Origin of the sequence: Tabrizicola sp. (genome assembly GCF_016792905.1) — a bacterium.
Lineage (GTDB): Bacteria > Pseudomonadota > Alphaproteobacteria > Rhodobacterales > Rhodobacteraceae > Tabrizicola.
On the sequence record NZ_JAEULP010000072.1, the window covers coordinates 1 to 18,980 of the forward strand.

Genomic DNA, 18,980 nt, shown 5'->3' on the forward strand with positions numbered 1-18,980 from the left:
CCGCGCGATCTCCCGCTGGCTCGTGCCCCGGCGATGCTCCGCAAAAATCACCGCACGCTCGCATGCGTCCAGATGCCGCCCCCGCCTCTCCATCGCAACCCCCCTCCAAACCTCAGGTGTTGCGTTCCTTTCTAGAGGCTAAGAAGTCTTAAGACTCTTGGTGTCGCTTTGGAACCTGCCGCCGCGGGTGTTCCCTGCGCCTATCGCCGCATGGGCGAGCGGCAGCGGGCAGGGTATCAGAGGCGGAAGGAGCCCCGCATGATCACCAACGACCGCCGCCCGAAACGTTATCCGCCACCAGAGTTTCCGCCCCGGCGCACGGCGCTGTTCGCGCGGACGCCGCCTGCGATCTTTCCGCCCATCCTAGGGCTTCTGGGATTGGCGGGTGCGGTGCGGCTGGCACTTGGCCGCATGGGCTGGGATCAGGGATTGGCCGATCTTCTGGCGGGGGTTGCAGTGGCACTGTGGCTGTTTGCCACCGTCGCCTACCTGGCCAAGGTTGCACGCCGCCCGGGGGTCGTGGCCGAGGACCTGCGGGTCCTGCCGGGGCGGTCGGGGCTGGCCGCGATGAGCATGGGCGGCATGGTGACGGCGGGTCTGGTCTCAGCCTACAGCACGCCGGTTTCGGCGGTGCTGCTGTTGGCATCGCTGGCTGGACAGGCGGTTCTCGCGGGGGTGCTGGTTCGACTTCTCTTGGGCCTGTCGCCGGAGGCCCGTTTGGTGAACCCGACGCTGCATCTGAGCGTCGTGGGCTTCATCGTCGCGGCACCTGCGGCACTGGCCCTGGGATGGGGCTGGCTGGCGGAGGCCTTGTTCTGGGCGATGCTGCCGGTGGCCGTGGTGATCTGGGGACTGAGCCTGCGGCAGTTCGCCCGCTCGGTGCCGCCCGCGCCCCTGCGTCCGCTGCTGGCGATCCATCTGGCGCCGGCGGCGCTTCTGTCCAGCGTCGCGACCTTGCTGGCGTGGCCGGAGTTCGGGGTCGGGTTCGCGGCGCTGGGGCTGGCCTATGCGGTCCTGCTTCTGGCCGCCGGGCGCTGGGTGACGCAGGCCGGGGTCACGCCGATGTGGGGCGCCTTCACCTTTCCGCTCGCGGCGCTTTCAACCGCGCTGCTCCTTGCTGGCGGCATCTGGTTCTGGCCCGGACTGGCTTTTTCCGTGGTCGGGCTGGGACTGATCCCGGCGATCCTGTGGTGGGTGCTGAAGCGCTGGCCGGGCGGGAAGCTGGCGGCAGTGACGAACGCGGCGGAGGCTTGAGGCGGGTTGGGGCGGTTTTCAAGTTGAGCGCTGACGCGCAAGCCTTTTGTCTTGCCTCTGTGCGCGAAGGGCGCACAACCGGCTCGGATATGCCTCCGGCGGGGATATTTGGGCAAATGTGAAAGGCTTATGGTCTTTCGGGATCAGATCAGCCCGACCCAGGCGCGGGCGAGGGCGAGGCCGTGGGCATCGGCTTCCTGCCCGACGGTGGCGGCAAGCTCCGGGTGGCGGCGGGACCAGCCGGGGGACATGCGGTCGGCGATTTCCGGGAAGGTCTCGGACCAGTCGCGGACGACGGCGCGGCTCGCCTCGAAATGGAATTGGGTGCCATAGGTGGCGCGGCCGATGCGGAAGGCCTGGTGCCGCGCGGTGTGACTTTTTGCGAGGTGGACGGAATCCGGCGGCAGGGTGAAGGTGTCGGAATGCCACTGGAAGATCGGGAAACGGTCGGGGACGGCGGAGAGTACCGGGTCGGCGCGGCCGGCCTCGGTCAGCGCGACGTCGACCCAGCCGAATTCCGGCGCGATGCCGAGATGGTTCTCGCCGCCGAAAGCGCGGGCGAGAAGCTGCGAGCCGAGGCAGATGCCAAGGACCGGGCGGTCCATCGCGGTGTAGTCGGCCATCAGGCGGGCGAGATCGGGCAGGTAGGGGTGGGTGTGATCGTCGGTTGCGGCCTGTTCGCCGCCGAAGACCACCAGCGCATCGGCATCGACCGTGTGTGGCAGGCCCTGGCCCGACCATGGCTTGTAGAGGTCGACCCGCGCTGCCTGTTCGTGCAGCGCGACGCCGACCTGGCCGTGATGGGTGATGCCGGTGTTTTCGACGATGGCGACGCGCATGGGGCCTCACTTGTTTCCCGGTAATCTGCATGGGTGGGGCGCAGGTGCAAGAGGCGTATTCGGGAACGGTTTTGCCCTTGCGTCCGGTCGCGGCGCATGAAAAGGGGAACCGCCAAACGACGCTTGCTCCCGGAGGGTTGACCCATGGAGATTCGTGAGGCTCTCACCTTTGACGACGTGCTTCTGGTGCCTGCGGCATCGAGCGTGCTGCCGTCGGATGCCGACACCTCGACTTACGTCACGAAGGCGATCCGGATGAACATCCCGCTCTTGTCGAGCGCGATGGACACGGTGACGGAAGGCCGGATGGCGATTGCCATGGCGCAGGCGGGGGGGATCGGGGTGATCCATCGGAACCTCGACCCCGAGGCGCAGGCGCGGGAAGTCAGCCGGGTGAAGCGGTTCGAAAGCGGCGTGGTCTACCAGCCGATCACCCTGACGCCGGATCAGACGCTTGCCGATGCCAAGGCGCTGATGGAGCGTTACGCGATCACCGGCTTTCCGGTGGTGGATGGCGCGGGCCGGGTGCTGGGGATCGTGACCAACCGCGACATGCGCTTTGCCAGCGACGACAAGACGCCGGTCCGGGTGATGATGACCTCGGAAAACCTCGCGGTGCTGCGGGAGCCGGTCGACCGGGCCGAGGCGATCAGCCTGATGAAGGCACGGCGGATCGAGAAGCTTCTGGTGACGGACGGCAAGGGCAAGCTGACCGGGCTTCTGACCTTGAAGGATACCGAGAAATCGGTGCTGAACCCCCATGCCTGCAAGGACGAGATGGGGCGGCTGCGGGTGGCGGCGGCCTCGACGGTGGGGGATGCGGGATTTGACCGTTCGCAGGCCTTGATTGACGCAGGGGTGGACCTCGTGGTGATCGACACGGCGCATGGCCATTCGGAAGGCGTGGCGAAGGCGGTCGAGCGGATCAAGAAGCTGTCGAACCGGGTGCAGGTGATCGCCGGGAACGTGGCGACGGCCGAGGCGACGCGGGCGCTGATCGGCGCGGGGGCGGATGCGGTGAAGGTCGGGATCGGGCCGGGGTCGATCTGCACGACGCGGATCGTGGCGGGCGTCGGTGTGCCGCAGCTGACGGCGATCATGGATGCGGCGCGGGCCGCCGGGGAGATTCCGGTGATCGCGGATGGCGGGATCAAGTATTCCGGCGATTTCGCCAAGGCGATCGCGGCCGGGGCGTCTTGCGCGATGGTGGGTTCGGCGATTGCGGGGACGGATGAGTCTCCGGGCGAGGTGATCCTGTGGCAGGGGCGGTCGTTCAAGGCCTATCGGGGCATGGGCTCGCTGGGGGCGATGGCGCGGGGTTCGGCGGACCGCTATTTCCAGAAGGATGCGGCCAGCGACAAGCTGGTGCCGGAAGGGATCGAGGGGCAGGTGCCCTACAAGGGCTCGGCGGCGGCGGTGATCCACCAGATGGTGGGGGGGCTGCGGGCGGCGATGGGCTATACCGGCTGCGCGACGGTGGCCGAGATGCGGTCGAAGTGCCAGTTCGTGCGGATCACCGGGGCTGGCTTGAAGGAAAGCCATGTCCATGACGTGCAGATCACCCGGGAAAGCCCGAACTATCGGGGGATGTGATGACCCCCGGCGCCCGTCTCTCGGCGGCGATTGCCGTGCTGGACCGGGTGCTGGCCGGGGAGCCTGCCGAGAAGGCGTTGACCAACTGGGGGCGGGCCTCGCGCTATGCGGGCTCGGGCGACCGGGCGGCGGTGCGGGACCTGGTGTTCGATGCGCTGCGGCGGCGGGGGTCGGCTGCGGCGCTGGGAGGCGGGCTGACCGGGCGCGGGCTGGTCCTGGGGCTGATGCGCGCGGCGGGGCAGGAGACGCTGTTTTCGGGCGAAGGCCATGCACCGGAAGTGCCGGGGCCGGAGGAGGCGGGGCGGGAGCCTTCGCCGGGGGAGCGGCTGGACCTGCCGGGCTGGCTGGTGCCGGAGTTGCGCGAGAGCCTTGGGGCGGAGTTGGAAGCGGTGGCCGAGGCGTTGCGCATTCGGGCGCCGGTGTTCCTTCGGGCGAATCTGGGAAAGACCGATGCGCCGGGTGCGATTGCGGCGCTGGCGGCGGAGGGAATCGTCGCGCGCCCGCATCCCCTGGCCGCGACGGCGCTGGAAGTGGTGGAGAATGCCCGTCGGGTGCAGGCGTCGGAGGCTTTCCGGTCGGGACTGGTCGAGTTGCAGGACGCCGCCTCGCAGGCGGTGGTCGAGGCGCTGCCGCTGATGGATGGCATGAAGGTGCTGGACCATTGCGCCGGTGGCGGTGGCAAGACGCTGGCCATGGCGGCGCGGGCGCGGCTGAAGCTCCACGCGCATGACGCGAATCCAAGGCGTATGGCCGATCTGCCGGAGCGCGCGAAGCGGGCGGGGGTGAAGGTCGCCCTGACCGACCGGCCGGAGGAGGAGGCACCCTATGACCTGGTGCTGGTCGACGCCCCCTGTTCCGGTTCGGGCAGCTGGCGGCGCGATCCGGAAGGCAAGTGGCGGTTGACGCCCGAGGGACTTGCCGCGACCGAGGCGACGCAGGCCGCGATCCTCGACCGGGTGGCGCCGATGGTTTTGGCGGGTGGCAGGCTCGCCTATGCCACCTGCTCGCTGCTGGAGCGGGAGAACGGCGGACAGGTGCGCGCGGTCCTCTCCCGGACCTTGGGCTGGCGGCTGGAGCACGAGCTGCGACTGACGCCGTTGCAGGGCGGCGACGGCTTCTACCTTGCACTTTTGCAGCGAATCTGAAATCTCGAACTCAACCAAGACGTGCCACCCGGCAGAGTTAACACTCGCTTAACCCCTTCCGGCGATGGTCGGGCCATGACGGATGGCAGTCTGATCGAGAGGGGTGGGGGAGCCGTATTGACGGGTCGGTTGCATCTGGAGCGTGTCGGGCGGGATGGTCTTCTGGCGCTGACGGCCCTTGGATTTGGCTTGATCCTCCTTTGGGCCTTGTTCTTCCGCGAGGCGAGCCTGACCTTGCCATTGGTCGGCCTGGTGCTGGTCGCGCTGGCTCTGACGCTTGGCGGCTGGGGCCTTCTGGCTGAACGCCAGAGCGAGGCAGAGAGCCTGCGCGCCTTTCAACTGATGGCGGATGATCCGGCGCCCTGCTTCATGACCGACGCGGCGGGTCACCTGATCCTGCGCAACCTCGCAGCGGAAACCCGATTCGGGGCCGATGTCCGCAGCCTGCACGACGCCTTTGGCCGCTTTGCCCTGCATCCCGGCGAGTTGCTGATGCGGCTGCAGAAGCGCGCCGAGGCGGAAGGGGCCGCGCGCGAGGATATTCAGGGGGCAAGCTCGGTCCTGCGCCTGACGGTGCACCGGGCAGGCGAGACGAGCTATTTCTGGCGGGCCGACGATCTGGACCTGCCGAGGGACGGCACCGGCATCGCCGAGCGCCCGGCGGTGGTTGCGGTGGGGGCCGATCTTGAGGAGGTTCCGGTCGCGATCATGACCTTCGGCCCGGACGGGGTGATGCGGGTCGCGAACTTCGCCGCGCGCGAGCTGATGTGGAACGGCGAGATCCGCGCCGCGATGTTCCACGATCTCTTCGAGGGGCTGGGGCGGCCGGTGTCGGAGTGGCTGGCCGACGTGACGGCCGGGCGCCATCCGGGCGGCGCCGAAGTGCTGCGGGTGCGTGGCGAGGAGGAGCGCTTCCTGCAGATCACGCTGCGCCGCTATGTCGAGGGCGGGCGCCCGGGCGCCTTGGCGATCCTGAACGACGCGACGCGGCTGAAGACGCTGGAAGCGCAGTTCGCCCAGAGCCAGAAGATGCAGGCCATCGGCCAGCTGGCGGGCGGAATCGCGCATGATTTCAATAACCTGCTGACGGCGATTTCCGGCCACTGCGACCTGCTTCTGCTGCGTCACGGCCGCGAGGACAGCGATTTCGCCGATCTGGAGCAGATCCGGCAGAACGCCAACCGGGCGGCGGCACTGGTGGGGCAGCTCCTGGCCTTTTCGCGCAAGCAGACGCTCAATCCGGAGGTCCTGGACCTGGAGGATGTGCTGGCCGACCTGATCCATCTCCTCAACCGGCTGATGGTGGAGAAGGTGGACCTGTCGCTCGGTCGTCCGGGGCGCGAGGGCAACCGGACGCTCGGCCGCATCCGCGCCGACAAGCGGCAGATCGAGCAGGTGCTGATCAACCTGGTGGTCAATGCCCGCGATGCGATGCCCCAGGGCGGCGATGTGCGGATCGAGACCGAGCCGGTCACGCTGGCCGAAGACCTGAAGCGCGACCGCGCGACCGTGCCGGCCGGGGACTACACGGTGATCCGTGTCATCGACCATGGCACCGGCATCCCGGAACACCAGTTGCGGCAGATTTTCGAGCCGTTCTTCACCACCAAGCGCATCGGGGAAGGCACGGGACTTGGCCTGTCGATGGCCTACGGCATCATGAAGCAGTCCGGCGGCTTCATCTTCGTCGATTCGACCGTCGGCGCGGGGACGACCTTCTCGCTCTATTTTCCGGTCTTCGACGGTGACGACAGGGCCGTTCCGGTGATCGAGACGCGTCGTGTGGCCGCGAAACAGGGCGAGGGTGTGGTCCTCCTGGTGGAGGACGAGGCCTCGGTCCGCGCCTTCGCCAGCCGGGCGCTGTCGCTGCGTGGCTATACCGTGCTGGAGGCGGCCAATGCCGAGGAGGCGCTGGCGAAGCTGGAGGACAAGACGCTGCACGTCGACCTGTTCGTCACCGACGTGGTGATGCCGGGGATGGACGGCCCGGCCTGGGTACGGCGCGCACATCTGGAACGGCCGGGCGTCAAGGTGATCTTCATGTCGGGCTATGCCGAGGACGGGCTCGCCGAAGACCAGGCGCGGGTGCCGAATTCGGTGTTCCTGCCGAAGCCGTTCTCGCTGAACGACCTGACCAACACGGTGCAGGGGCTGTTGAGCTGAGGCGGGCAGGCAGTGGGCACAGAAGTCTTCGAAGACTTTTGCAAATTCCTTCGGGGGAGTTTGGTGCCGGGCGGAACCGTTTCGCCTCAGCCTCGCAGGAGCTTCGCCACGGCGGGCGCGAAATAGGTCAGGATCCCGTCGCAGCCCGCCCGCTTGAAGGCCAGCAGGCTTTCGACCATCGCCTTCTCGCCGTCGATCCAGCCATTCTGCGCCGCCGCCTGGATCATCGCGTATTCGCCCGAGACCTGGTAGGCGAAGGTGGGCGCGCCGAAAGCGTCCTTCGCCCGCGCGCAGATGTCGAGATAGGGCATCCCCGGCTTCACCATCACCATGTCGGCGCCTTCGGCCAGGTCGCGGGCGACCAGCCGGATCGCCTCGTCGCTATTGGCGGGGTTCATCTGGTAGGTCTTCTTGTCGCCCTTGAGCGCCCCGGTCGCCCCCACCGCATCGCGGAACGGCCCGTAGAAGGCGCTGGCGTATTTCGCGGCGTAGGACAGGATCGCCACATCCTTGTGGCCCGCGGACTCGAGCGCCGCACGGATCGCGCCGATCCGGCCGTCCATCATGTCGGAGGGGCCAAGGATGTCCGCGCCCGACGCGGCCTGGGCCAGCGCCATCTTCACCAGCGCCTCGACCGTCTCGTCGTTGAGGATGACGCCGTCCACCACCAGCCCGTCATGGCCATGCGCGTTGTAGGGATCGAGCGCCACGTCGGTCATGACCGCGATGTCCGGCACCTGCGCCTTGATCGCCCGGATCGCGCGGTTGGTCAGGTTCTCGGGATTCCAGGCCTCGCGGCAGTCGGCGGTCTTCAGGCCCGGATCGGTATAGGGAAAGAGACAGATCGCCGGGATGCCGAGATCCCGCGCATCGGCCGCCGCGCCGACGATCAGGTCGAGCGACAGCCGCTCCACCCCCGGCATCGAGGCGACGGGCTGGCGCTGGTTCGCGCCGTCGCAGAGGAACACCGGCCAGATCAGGTCGCCCGTGGTCAGCGTGGTCTCCTGCACCAGCGCGCGCAGGGCCGCAGTGCGGCGCAAGCGGCGGAAACGGGTCGTCGGATAGGGGGCTTGGATCGGTTGCATCGCTGGCTCCTCCTCGTGCCCCCGCAAAAGCAGGGACTTGCGGCTTGCGCTTCTGCCTGCCATGGAAAGAGGGCGGCCTCAAGACATGTCAAGCGGGCGGCGGAACACCTGAAGGAGACCGCACAAGGTGGATGTGCTGGATACCGCGCTGGAAGTGATCGACATGAGGTCGTTCTCGAACCTCTGGTACTGGATCGCACTGGCGACACTGTGGTCATCGGTCAGCCACTGGGTGCTGGGCGTGCCGCATGACATGATCCAACGTGCAAGGCGCGAGGGCGGGCAGGCCCAGGCCGATGTCGAGGACCTGGTCCGGATCAACATCAACCGGCTTCTGCATGTGGTGGACAAGGGGGCCTGGATGATGGTGGGCACGGCTGCCTTCTGGTTGACCTCTTTCCTGGTCCTGGCCTTCTGGTACGACATCGAGTTTGCACAGGCGCTGATTCTGCTCATGGGGCCGATGATCCTGGTGGTCTGGGTCAGCGTCCGTTCCAGCCGCAGGATCGTGGCCGAAGGGGGCACCGGCGAGGCGCTCTTCCACCGCCTGACCGTTCACCGTCGGATCGTGCAGGTGATCGGGATGGTTTCGATTGCCGTGACGGCTTTCTATGGAACCTGGCAGAACATCAGCGTTTCGATCCTGAACTGACCGGGGCAGGCAAGGGACATGACTGCCGAACGTATTCTCATGGGCGGTGCGCCCGAGGGCTTTGACGCCCGGATCGTCGCGCGCGAACTGGCGCGGGGACGCCCCGTCATCCATGTCGCGCGCGACGACAAGCGGGCCGCGGCGATGCGGGCGGCACTGGCGGTCATGGCGCCGGAGGTGGCGGTGCTGGAGTTTCCGGCCTGGGACTGCCTGCCCTATGACCGCGTCAGCCCGAACCCCGAGATTTCGGCGCGGCGGATGGCGACACTTGCGGCACTGGCCGACGGGTTGGCCGGGCCGTTCGTGCTGCTCACGACGCTGAACGCGGCGACGCAGAAGGTGCCCGCGCGCGAGGTGGTGCGGGCGGCCTCGTTCCGCGCGACGGTGGGCGAAAGAGTCGACGAGGCGCGGCTGAAGGGGTTCCTGGCGCGGATGGGGTTCTCGCCAGTCTCGACCGTGGCGGAACCGGGCGACTATGCGTTGCGTGGAGGAATCGTCGATATCTATCCGCCGGGGCCGGGCGGGCCGATCCGGCTGGATTTCTTCGGCGACGTGCTGGATGGGGCGCGGCGGTTCGATGCCGGGTCGCAGCGGACGGTCGAAAAGCTGAAAAGTGTCGATTTTTCCGCCGTTTCCGAGGTGATCCTCGATGAGGCCGCGATTGCCCGCTTCCGGCAGAACTACCGCATCGCCTTTGGCGCGGCGGGAACCGACGATCCGCTGTACGAGGCGGTGAGCGCGGGGCGCAAACACCAGGGGATGGAGCACTGGCTGCCCTTCTTCCACGAGCGGCTGGAGACGCTGTTCGACTATTTGCCCAAGGCTTCGGTGCTGCTTGACGATCAGGTCACACCGGCGCGGTTGGCACGCTGGGAGGGGACCCTGGACAGCTACGACGCCCGCCACGAGGCCATGGGGGCGAAGGGGCGGATCGACACCATCTACAAGCCGGTGCCGGCGGAAGAGCTGTACCTGGACGATGCGGGTTGGGAGGCGGCGCTGGCGGCGACCCGCGTGGTGCAGCTGTCGCCCTTGGCCCAGAGCCCGGGGCCTGGCGTACTGGACGCGGGGGCACGGGCGGGGCGGAATTTCGCGCCGGAACGACAGCAGGAAAAGATAAATCTTTTCGGCGCCTTGGCGGAGCATGTTCAAGTACTGGCAAAGACCGGGCAGGTGGTCATCGCCTCCTGGTCCGAGGGCGCGCGGGAGCGGCTGAAGGGACTGCTGGCGGATAACGGGTTGACTGGCGCGCGGGAGATCGCCGATTTCCGCGAGGTGCCGGAGGGAAGAGGCGGCCTGTTTCTGGTGGTCTGGCCCCTGGAGGCAGGGTTCGTGGCACCGGGCCTCGCCGTCATCTCGGAACAGGACGTGCTGGGCGAGCGGCTGACCGCCAAGCCGCGCCGGAAGCGGAAGGCCGAGAACTTCCTGCGTGAGGTCGACACGCTCAGCCCCGGCGATCTGGTGGTGCATGTCGAGCATGGGGTGGGGCGCTACCTGGGGATCGAGACGATCACCGCGCTGGGGGCGCCCCATGCCTGCGTTATGCTGGAATATGCCGAGAACGCAAAGCTTTACCTGCCCGTCGAGAATATCGAACTGCTGTCGCGCTATGGGCACGAGGAGGGCTTGCTCGACCGCCTGGGCGGCGGAGCCTGGCAGGCGAAGAAGGCCAAGCTCAAGGAACGCATCAAGGAGATTGCCGACCGGCTGATGCGGGTGGCGGCGGAACGGGCGCTGCGCCACGCGCCGATCCTGGAGGCGCCGCATTCGATCTGGGAGGCCTTCGCGGCCCGGTTCCCCTATCAGGAAACCGACGACCAGCTTTCGGCGATTGCCGATGTGGTCGCGGACCTGGAGAAGGGCAGCCCCATGGACCGGTTGATCGTCGGGGACGTTGGCTTCGGAAAGACCGAGGTTGCGATGCGGGCGGCGTTTGTCGCGGCGCTGTCGGGGATGCAGGTCGCGGTGATCTGCCCGACGACGCTGCTGGCGCGTCAGCACTATCGGAGTTTTGCCGAGCGATTCCGCGGTTTTCCGATTTCGGTGCGGCCCCTGTCGCGGTTTGTTTCCACCAAGGATGCCAATGCCACCCGGGCGGCGATGGCCGATGGCAGCGTGGACATCGTGGTCGGGACCCATGCGCTATTGGCCAAGGGGATCAGCTTCAAGAAACTGGGGCTGTTGATCATCGACGAAGAGCAGCATTTCGGGGTGACGCACAAGGAACGGCTGAAGGAAATGCGGTCGGAAGTGCATGTGCTGACGCTGACCGCCACGCCGATTCCGCGGACGCTGCAACTGAGCCTTGCCGGGGTGCGCGATCTGTCGATCATCGCGACGCCCCCGGTCGACCGGCTGGCGATCCGCACCTATGTTTCCGAATTCGACACGATCACGATCCGCGAGGCGATCCTGCGCGAACGCTTCCGCGGCGGGCAAAGCTTCTATGTCGTCCCCCGCATCGCCGACCTGCCCGACATCGAGGAGTTCCTGAAGACCCATGTGCCGGAAGCAAGCTACGTCATCGCCCATGGCCAGCTTGCGGCGGGCGATCTGGACGAGCGGATGAACCAGTTCTACGACGGCAAGTACGACGTGCTGCTCGCCACGACGATTGTTGAAAGCGGACTGGATATTCCCACGGCCAACACAATGATTGTCCACCGGGCCGATATGTTCGGGCTCAGCCAACTGTACCAGATCCGCGGAAGGGTGGGCCGATCGAAGACGCGGGCCTACTGCTACCTGACGACAAAACCCCGCGCGCCGCTGACGCCGCAGGCGGTGAAGCGGCTGCGGCTTCTGGGCAGTCTGGACAGCCTTGGGGCTGGATTCAACCTGGCGAGCCACGACCTTGACCTGCGGGGGGCGGGGAACCTTCTGGGCGAGGAGCAGTCGGGGCATATCCGGGAGGTGGGCTACGAGCTGTACCAGCAGATGCTGGAAGAGACGATTGCCAAGATCAAGTCGGGCGAGTTGCAGGGCTTGTCGGCCATCGACGACGACTGGTCGCCGCAACTGAACCTCGGGGTGCCGGTCATGATCCCGGAAAGCTACATCCCCGATCTCGACATCCGGCTGGGTCTTTACCGGCGGCTGTCGAGCCTGGGCACCAAGGTGGAGCTGGAAGGGTTCGCGGCGGAGCTTATCGACCGCTTCGGGCCGCTGCCGAAAGAGGTCAACACGCTGATGCTGATCGTGCGGATCAAGGCGATGGCGAAGCGGGCGGGGATCGCCAGGCTGGATGCGGGGCCGAAGGGGGCGACGGTCCAGTTCCACAACGACAAGTTCGCCAATCCGGCGGGCCTCGTCGATTTCCTGAAGGCGCAGGGCGGGGCGGCGAAGGTGCAGGGCACGAAGATCGTGCTGGTGGGCGAGATGAAGACGGAAGGCGACCGGATCAAGGGCGCGTTCAACATCGCGCGTGACCTGGCAGAGGCGGTGAAGGCCGGAAAGCGACCTTAGACCTTTCGCGCGCTGTGCGAGCCGACGAGACCCAGCGCGAGACTGGAATAGACCGCGACGGCGACCATCAGCGGAATCTGCGTGCCGTTGAAGGCGAGGCCGACCGGCGCCGCGAGAAGCGAGGCCATGACGGTCGAGATTGCGGTGATCATCGAAGCGGCGAACCCGGCGATATGGCCCAGATCCTCCATCGCCAGCGCGGTCAGGTTGCCCTGCGTCAGGCCCATCATCGCGAAGACGGTGATCGACCAGAAGACATGGACCGGGAAGGCAAGGACGTCGGGCATCAGGCCGGTCGCGTCAAGCGCCAGGATTGCGAGGGTCAGGGCGACCTCGCCGATATAGGTGGTGATGATCACCCGCCGCATCCCCATCCGCATCACGATGCGCGAATTCAGCAGGCTGCCGCTGGCGGCGCAGAGCGCGATGAAGCCGAACCAGAGCGGGAAGGTTTCGATGCGCCCGAAGGTTTCGGCGAAGATGGCTTGCTGCGACGATACGGTCGACAAGAGGCAGGCCGAGCCAAACCCCTGGCACAATGTGGAAATCAGCGCGATCCGGTGGCGCGACATCTCGACCGCGGACTGCCACAGGTGGCCCGCGCGGAAGGGGCGGCGGGCCTCGGGGGCCAGGGTCTCGGGCTGGCCCAGCAGCACCCAGGCATTGGCGATCACGGTGAAGACAAGCAGGGCGGCAAAGATCGTGCGCCAGTTGCCGAACAGGAGGATGCCCTGGCCCAGCAACGGGGCGAGGGCCGGGACGATCATGAAGATCATCATGACCAGCGACACGATCCGGGCCATGTCGCGGCCCTTGTAAAGGTCGCGCACCATCGCCATGCCGACGACGCGGGGGGCCGCGGCGCCAAGGCCCTGCACGATGCGGGCGAAAAGCAGAAGCTCAAGGCTTGGCGCGAACCAGCACAGCACCGTTGCGACGGCGTAGATCGTGGCGCAGGCGAAGATGACGGGCTTGCGGCCAAGCGCGTCGGAGGCCGGCCCGGCGACGAAGGTGCCAAGGCCCATGCCCAGGAAGAAGCTGGAGATGATGAGGAGCGCCCGGTTGGTGTCGTCCGGCGTCAGTTCGGCGGCGATCGCGGGCAGGGCGGGCAGCATCGCGTCGATCGACAGCGCGATGGTGGCGAAAAGCATCGCCATCATCGCCACGAAGGCGGCTTGCGCGGGGCGGCGCGTCATTTCGCGGCAAGCTCCGCGATCACCTGCTCCCAGGTCTCGGGCGGTTGCGCCCCGCTGACCACGTACTGCTGCGCGATGAGGAAGGTCGGGACGGCGGTGACGCCCTTGTGGCGGGCATCGCGGTCGCGGGCCTGGATATCGTCGGCATCGGCGTCTGATTGCAGAAGCCGCAGGGTGGCGTCGCGGTCCATGCCGTTTTCGGCGGCGATGTCGGCGAGGGTGGCCCTGTCGCCGATGTCGCGGCCTTCCACCCAATAGGCGCGCATCAGGGCGGTGACGACGGGGGATTGTCGCCCCTCGATCCCCGCCCAGTGGATCAGGCGGTGGGCGTCGAGCGTGTTCGGCATCCGCTGCGGCTTGTCGGGGTTCATGTCGACGCCTGCTGCCTTGGCAACTTCGCGCAGGCGGTCGTGGACGGCGTCGACGCGGGCCTTGCCGCCGAATTTCTCCTCCAGATAGGCGCGCTTGGCAACGCCTTCGGGGGGCATGTCGGGGTTCAGCTGGAACGGGTGCCACTGGATCTGGAACGGATGGTCGGGATGCGTGGCCAGCGCCCGGTCGAGGTTCGCCTTGCCGACATAGCACCAGGGGCAGACCGGATCGGAGAAGATGTCGAGACGGATCATGGTCGGTCCTTTCGGTAGGCGGCGGCAAGGGCACGCCGGATCAGCTTGCCAGTCCCGGTGCGGGGCAGGGCGTCAAGCCGCTGGTAGTGCCTTGGCTGCTTCCAGCGGGCAAGGGCCTTTTCCGCGCGCTGGTGCAGAAGGGTTTCATCGAGGACGCACGAAGCCTCGTAGAACAGCGCGAGGATGGTGGTGCCGGGGCTGGGTTCGACCTGCGTGACAGCACAGGCGGCAAGGCCGGGAAGATCATGGAAAGCGGACTCGACCTCGGCGGGCGAAACCCGGAAGCCACCGGCGTTCAGAAGGTCATCCTTGCGACCGAGATGGGTGATGGCGCCATCCTTGGCCATCCAGGCGGCATCGCCGGTGCGGAACCATGCGCCTTGCGGCGGGGGATGGCCGATGTAGCCACGCATGAGGCCGGGGTCACTGGTCGAGACGGCGAGTTCGCCTGCCTCGCCGCGCGGTACGGCGAGGTCGTCATCGCCCAGGATGGCGACATGCCGCCCGGGCTGGACATGTCCCGCCGTGCCCGGGGGCGCGGGGCGGGCGGGGGAGCCGGAGAGATAGGTCGAGACCTCGGACATGCCGAGCGCCTCGTGCAGGTCCGTGCCGGTCTTCTTGCCCCACTCTTCGCGCAGGGCGGGGGACAGGGTCTCGCCGGCGGAGAGTCCGTGGCGAAGCCGGGGGAGCGGCGGAAAGGGCGCGCGCAGCATCTGCCGGAAGACGCCGGGCGCGGAAGCGAAGATCGTCGCCTGCGACCGGGCCAGGCGTGCGGGCAGGTCCGCGGCAAGGGTTCCGGCGGCGGGGACCAGCGCGGTTGCGCCAAGGGTCCAGGGGTCGAGGAGGCCGGTGCCGAGGGTATAGGTCCAGTTCAGGGCACCAGCATGGAGGATGCGGTCGGCTTCGGTCATGCCTTCCCAATGGCTGTGCATGTTCGCGCGGGCAAGGATCGCGCGGTGGGCGTGGCTGACGGCCATCGGCGTGCCCGAGGTTCCGGAGGTGAAGATGACATAGGCCTCGCGCTGCGGATCGCCGAGGTGAAGGGGCGCCGGGGCGGAGGAGGCCCAGGTGGCAAGGTCGGGGGCCAGGATCGGCGCGGGATGGGCCGGAACCGCGATGCCGGGCTCGGCCAGGATCAGCCGGGGCGCGACAAGCGCCGCAAGGCGGGTGATTTCCCCAGCGGTCAGGGCCGACGAGGTGGGGACAGGCACAAGCCCCGCCCAGATGGCCCCGAGATAGAGGACCGGGAAAGCGAGGCTGTTGCCAAGCCGCATCAGGACCCGGTCGCCGGGGTTCAGACCCTGGGCCACGAGCCAGCCGCCGCAGCCCTGCGTCAGGGCAAGCAGGTCCGCAAAGGACAGGGTGTCCTCGCTGTCGGGATGCAACAGCAGAAGCGCGGGCTTCGACCCAAGGTTCCCGGCCCGTGCCAGCACATGTCCGGCAAGGTTGAAGGCCGACGGTGCCACGGGAAACGGCCGGGTGTCGAGGACAGAGCGCATGGTCCGAGGGGTAGAAAGCCCTTGCGGCTGTTGCAAGCGCGGAATGGCTGCCGTATCCCGGTTTTCATGAAGGTCACTGATCCAAAGAGCATGATCAGGGTGGCGCGCGAGGCCGGGAATGGCGCGGGCGGCGAGGCGCATGTCGAACCGCTGAACCTGGGCGAGCGGGTACGCGAGCTGCGCCGCAACCTGGGCTGGACGCTGGAGGAGGCGGCGACGCGGGCGGGGCTGGCGCGCTCGACCCTGTCGAAGATCGAGAACGGCCAGATGAGCCCGACCTACGAGGCGCTGAAGAAGCTTGCCGGGGGGCTGGCGATTACGGTGCCGCAGCTTTTCACTCCGCCCTCGAAGCAGCAGGTCAACGGGCGGATGGCGGTGACGAAGGCAGGCGAAGGCCAGGCCCAGGCGACCGTGACCTACGAACACGAGCTGATGGCCGGAAGCCTGACGCGAAAGCAGATGCTGCCCTACCGCGCCACGATCCGGGCCCGAAGCTTCGACGAATTCGACGGCTGGGTCCGCCATGACGGCGAGGAATTCCTGTATGTCCTGACCGGGGTCGTCCGGCTTTTCACCGAATTCTACGAACCCGTGGACTTGCGCCGGGGCGACAGCGCCTACTACGACGCGGCCATGGGGCACAATGTGATCAGCCTGTCGGACGAGGATGCGACGATCCTCTGGGTCACGTCGCTGGCCTGAGCCCTTGATCTGGCTCATGGCAGGGCGTCACCGGATCGGCTAGGCATCGTGCAACGAGGCTTCGGGAGGGGCTGGATGCGGATAGCTGTCCTGACGGACATCCATGCCAATCGCGAGGCATTCGAGGCGGTGCTGGCCGATGTGGCGGCGCATGGCGTCGACCGGATCGCGCTTCTGGGCGACATCGTCGGCTACGGGCCGGATCCCGGCTGGTGCTGCGACCAGGCCACTGCACTGGTGGCCGGGGGCGCAATCTGCGTGCGGGGCAACCACGACAATGCGGCGGCAGGCGCGGCCGAGGCAATGTCGACGCTGGCCCGCAAGGCGCTGGACTGGACGCGCGACCGGCTCGGGGATGGCCATGTCGACTTTCTGGCTAGCCTGCCGCTGACCGCCGAGGCCGAGGGGGTACTGTTCGTCCATGCCTCGGCCAGCCACCCGGAGGACTGGAGCTATGTCACCTCGGACACCAAGGCGATCCCGTCTTTCCGGGCCACGACGGCACGGTTGATCCTGTGCGGGCATGTGCATGTACCCCTGCTGGCCAGTTGCGACCTGGGTGGCATGGTGCGCGAACAGGCGTTCCGCAGCAGCCTGCCGATCCCGCTTCTGCCCAGCCGCCGCTGGCTGGCGGTGGTGGGCTCGGTCGGCCAGCCGCGCGACGGGGTGGCGCAGGCGGGATGGGCGCTGGTCGATACGGCGCGCGCCGAGCTGACCTTCCGCCGCACGCCCTATGATGTTCAAACCACCGCCGCCAAGGTTCGGGCGGCGGGCCTGCCGGAAGATCTGGCAGTGCGCCTGCTTCAGGGAAAGTGAGCGATGCAGTTACGTCCGCATGAGGGGCTTCAGATCGACGGCTTCACGCTTGGCGAAAAGCTTCACACCGGGGGTTTTGCGACGATCTGGGCGGTGACGCACCCCGATCATGACCTGCCCATGGTGATGAAGGTGCCGACGATCCTGGATGGCTATGACGGGCCGACCATCGTGGGCTTCGAAGTCGAGCAGATGATCATGCCGCGCCTGTCGGGCCCGCATGTGCCGAAGGTGATCGCCACCGGTGGCTTCGACGTGATGCCCTATATCGTGACCGAGATGATCGACGGCGGCTCGTTCCTGCCGGTCTTCCAGAAGGCGCCCCTGCCCCTGTCTGACGTGATCGAGATCGCCGCGCGCATGGTGGCGGCGGTGGCCGACCTGCACCGCCAGCATGTCATCCACCTCGACCTGAAACCCGAGAACTTCCTGCAACGGAAGACCGGCGAGATGGTGATGGTGGACTTCGGCCTGAGCCGCCATGACCAGCTGCCGGACCTCTTGGCCGAGGAATTCACGATTCCGATGGGGACCTATCCCTATATCGCGCCGGAACAGTACCTGCGCTGCCGTGACGACCCGCGGTCCGACCTCTTCGCCCTCGGGGCGATGCTCTACGCGCTGGCGACCGGGCGGAACCCCTGGGGCACGCCGGAAACCCTGCGCGGGGTGAGGAAGCGGCTGTGGCGCGATCCCGAGCCGCCGCGGGCGATAAGGCCGGAAGTGCCGGAATGGCTACAGGAGATCATCCTGCGGGCGCTGTCGGTCGACCCGATGCGCCGCTACCAGACGGCGGCGCAGATGGCCTTCGATCTGTCGCACCCGCAGCAGGTGGCGCTGACCGCGCGCGCCCACAAGGTGAGGCGCGACGGCTGGCTACAGGTCTTTGACCGCTGGCGGGTGATGCGCAAGATCCGGCGGTTCACAGCGCCGGTATCGGTGGCGGCACAGCTCGCCTCGGTTCCGATCATCGTGGTCGCGGTGGACCTGTCACCCCAGGGCGAGCGGCTGGCAGAGGTGCTTCTGCGCGCCGTGAAGCGGATGCTGACCATCGAGCCGGATGCGCGGATCGCCTGCGTGAACGTGATCAAGACCGCACGGATCGGCCTGGACCAGGGCACCGACGACCAGGGCAACAACCTGCATGTCGTGCGCCTCGTACAGCTCAAGGCCTGGGCGGGGGGCATCGACCTGCCGGATCACCGGCTGACCTATACGGTGCTGGAGGGGCCCGACCCCGGACAGGCGATCATCGACTATGCCACGGCGAACGGGGTCGACCACATCATGATGGGCGCGCGCGGGCATTCGACCACGCGGCGCTATCTGGGATCGGTTTCGGCGCAGGTGGTGGCCGAGGCGCATTGCTCGGTCACGGTGATCCGTCTGCGCGAGGGCGGCGCGGCAGAGCCCGCGGCCCCGCCACTGGTGGAGGCGGTCCCGGCCTAGGGGATCGCCCGCCTCAGAACGTGTCCTGCACCGTGCGCGCCGTGCCCGAGATGTCCTCGCCCACGCCCGCGATGGTGTTGCAGCCCGCAAGCGCCATCAGCGCCGCCAGTACCATCAATTTCTTCATGCCCATTGCCTCGTCTATTTTGCCTCGTACCACCAGGTGTCGGGCAGGAATCCTGTCCAGTCACCATAAAGCGGCAGTTTCTCGGGATACTTCAGGTCGGCCGAATAAGCCAAGCGGGAAAGGTCGGAGTACCAGATCGGGATGACGTAGCGCCCCGAGGTGAGCACCCGGTCCAGGGCACGCGTCGCGGCTGTGAACTCTTCGGCATCGGGCGCTTTCAGCATCGCCGCGACCATCGCCTCGACAGCGGGGGAGTTCACCCCCATCCAGTTCCGCGTGCCGGGCTCGGTCACGCCGCCCGCGCCCCAGTAGAGCAGTTGCTCGTTCCCCGGCGACAGCGACAATGACCGGATGTAATGCGTCATGTCG

The 18,980-nt window shown here is 67.5% G+C and carries 15 protein-coding genes and 1 pseudogene; 9 read left to right on the top strand and 7 right to left on the bottom strand.

Going from position 1 to position 18,980, the window contains the following annotated elements; genetic code table 11:
• The first annotated feature begins 258 nt into the window (after nt 1-258).
• Nucleotides 259-1,254 carry a tellurium resistance protein gene (locus JNL31_RS15550; RefSeq protein ID WP_294975128.1) on the top strand — a complete coding sequence of 332 codons (996 nt, stop codon included), beginning with the start codon at nt 259-261 and terminating at the stop codon, nt 1,252-1,254.
• A gap of 143 nt (nt 1,255-1,397) precedes the next feature.
• Here the strand turns inward: JNL31_RS15550 and JNL31_RS15555 are convergent, their stop codons facing one another.
• On the bottom strand, nt 1,398-2,093 hold the full coding sequence (locus JNL31_RS15555) for a type 1 glutamine amidotransferase (RefSeq protein WP_294975130.1): 696 nt from the start codon (nt 2,091-2,093) through the stop codon (nt 1,398-1,400).
• Nucleotides 2,094-2,237: 144 nt separating this feature from the next.
• On the opposite strand from JNL31_RS15555, the gene guaB reads away from it, so the two are divergent.
• The 3 genes from guaB (at nt 2,238) to JNL31_RS15570 (ending at nt 6,994) form a co-directional block, all read left to right on the top strand.
• Entirely contained in the window at nt 2,238-3,686 is a 1,449-nt protein-coding gene (gene guaB / locus JNL31_RS15560; protein WP_294975133.1) for an IMP dehydrogenase, read from the top strand.
• Entirely contained in the window at nt 3,686-4,831 is a 1,146-nt protein-coding gene (locus tag JNL31_RS15565) for an RsmB/NOP family class I SAM-dependent RNA methyltransferase (protein WP_294975134.1), read from the top strand. The genes guaB and JNL31_RS15565 overlap by 1 nt, the downstream gene beginning before the upstream one ends.
• Before the next feature lie 75 nt (nt 4,832-4,906).
• A complete protein-coding gene (locus tag JNL31_RS15570) occupies nt 4,907-6,994 on the top strand; it encodes an ATP-binding protein (protein WP_294975136.1) in 2,088 nt (695 codons plus the stop codon).
• Nucleotides 6,995-7,080: 86 nt separating this feature from the next.
• Here JNL31_RS15570 and hemB read toward each other — a convergent pair whose 3' ends face one another.
• A complete protein-coding gene (gene hemB, locus JNL31_RS15575; protein WP_294975139.1) occupies nt 7,081-8,079 on the bottom strand; it encodes a porphobilinogen synthase in 999 nt (332 codons plus the stop codon).
• Between the two features lie 127 nt (nt 8,080-8,206).
• Here hemB and JNL31_RS15580 point away from each other — a divergent pair, with 127 nt between their 5' ends.
• Nucleotides 8,207-8,731 (top strand): component of SufBCD complex, encoded by a 525-nt coding sequence (locus JNL31_RS15580; RefSeq protein WP_294975141.1) that lies wholly within the window; start codon nt 8,207-8,209, stop codon nt 8,729-8,731.
• 18 nt (nt 8,732-8,749) lie between these two features.
• Nucleotides 8,750-12,196 carry a transcription-repair coupling factor gene (mfd, locus tag JNL31_RS15585; RefSeq protein ID WP_294975143.1) on the top strand — a complete coding sequence of 1,149 codons (3,447 nt, stop codon included), beginning with the start codon at nt 8,750-8,752 and terminating at the stop codon, nt 12,194-12,196.
• On the opposite strand, the gene JNL31_RS15590 is transcribed toward mfd, so the two are convergent.
• From JNL31_RS15590 to JNL31_RS15600, 3 genes are read right to left on the bottom strand one after another with little or no spacing between them, the layout of a single operon-like run.
• Nucleotides 12,193-13,392: a multidrug effflux MFS transporter gene (locus tag JNL31_RS15590; RefSeq protein WP_294975147.1), complete on the bottom strand. Its 1,200-nt coding sequence runs from the start codon at nt 13,390-13,392 to the stop codon at nt 12,193-12,195. The two genes, mfd and JNL31_RS15590, sit on opposite strands and share 4 nt — an antisense overlap.
• Nucleotides 13,389-14,018, bottom strand: coding sequence for a DsbA family oxidoreductase (locus JNL31_RS15595; protein ID WP_294975150.1), 630 nt, complete (start codon nt 14,016-14,018; stop codon nt 13,389-13,391). The genes JNL31_RS15590 and JNL31_RS15595 overlap by 4 nt, the downstream gene beginning before the upstream one ends.
• Nucleotides 14,015-15,517 (bottom strand): class I adenylate-forming enzyme family protein, encoded by a 1,503-nt coding sequence (locus tag JNL31_RS15600; protein ID WP_294975152.1) that lies wholly within the window; start codon nt 15,515-15,517, stop codon nt 14,015-14,017. The genes JNL31_RS15595 and JNL31_RS15600 overlap by 4 nt, the downstream gene beginning before the upstream one ends.
• Nucleotides 15,518-15,583: 66 nt before the next feature.
• Between JNL31_RS15600 and JNL31_RS15605 the strand changes: the two genes are divergently transcribed.
• The 3 genes from JNL31_RS15605 to JNL31_RS15615 all read left to right on the top strand — a co-directional run bounded on the left by JNL31_RS15605 (nt 15,584) and on the right by JNL31_RS15615 (nt 18,484).
• Nucleotides 15,584-16,219: an XRE family transcriptional regulator gene (locus JNL31_RS15605; protein ID WP_294975155.1), complete on the top strand. Its 636-nt coding sequence runs from the start codon at nt 15,584-15,586 to the stop codon at nt 16,217-16,219.
• A gap of 75 nt (nt 16,220-16,294) precedes the next feature.
• Entirely contained in the window at nt 16,295-17,035 is a 741-nt protein-coding gene (locus tag JNL31_RS15610) for a metallophosphoesterase family protein (RefSeq protein ID WP_294975157.1), read from the top strand.
• A 3-nt stretch (nt 17,036-17,038) separates the two neighbouring features.
• The gene (locus tag JNL31_RS15615; protein WP_294975160.1) at nt 17,039-18,484 is read left to right on the top strand and encodes a bifunctional serine/threonine-protein kinase/universal stress protein; all 1,446 of its coding nucleotides are present in this window, start codon (nt 17,039-17,041) and stop codon (nt 18,482-18,484) included.
• Nucleotides 18,485-18,497: 13 nt separating this feature from the next.
• Here JNL31_RS15615 and JNL31_RS15620 read toward each other — a convergent pair whose 3' ends face one another.
• Nucleotides 18,498-18,611, bottom strand: coding sequence for an entericidin EcnA/B family protein (locus JNL31_RS15620; RefSeq protein WP_294975163.1), 114 nt, complete (start codon nt 18,609-18,611; stop codon nt 18,498-18,500).
• A gap of 14 nt (nt 18,612-18,625) precedes the next feature.
• Nucleotides 18,626-18,980, bottom strand: a pseudogene (locus JNL31_RS15625) (ABC transporter substrate-binding protein); the annotation flags it as partial.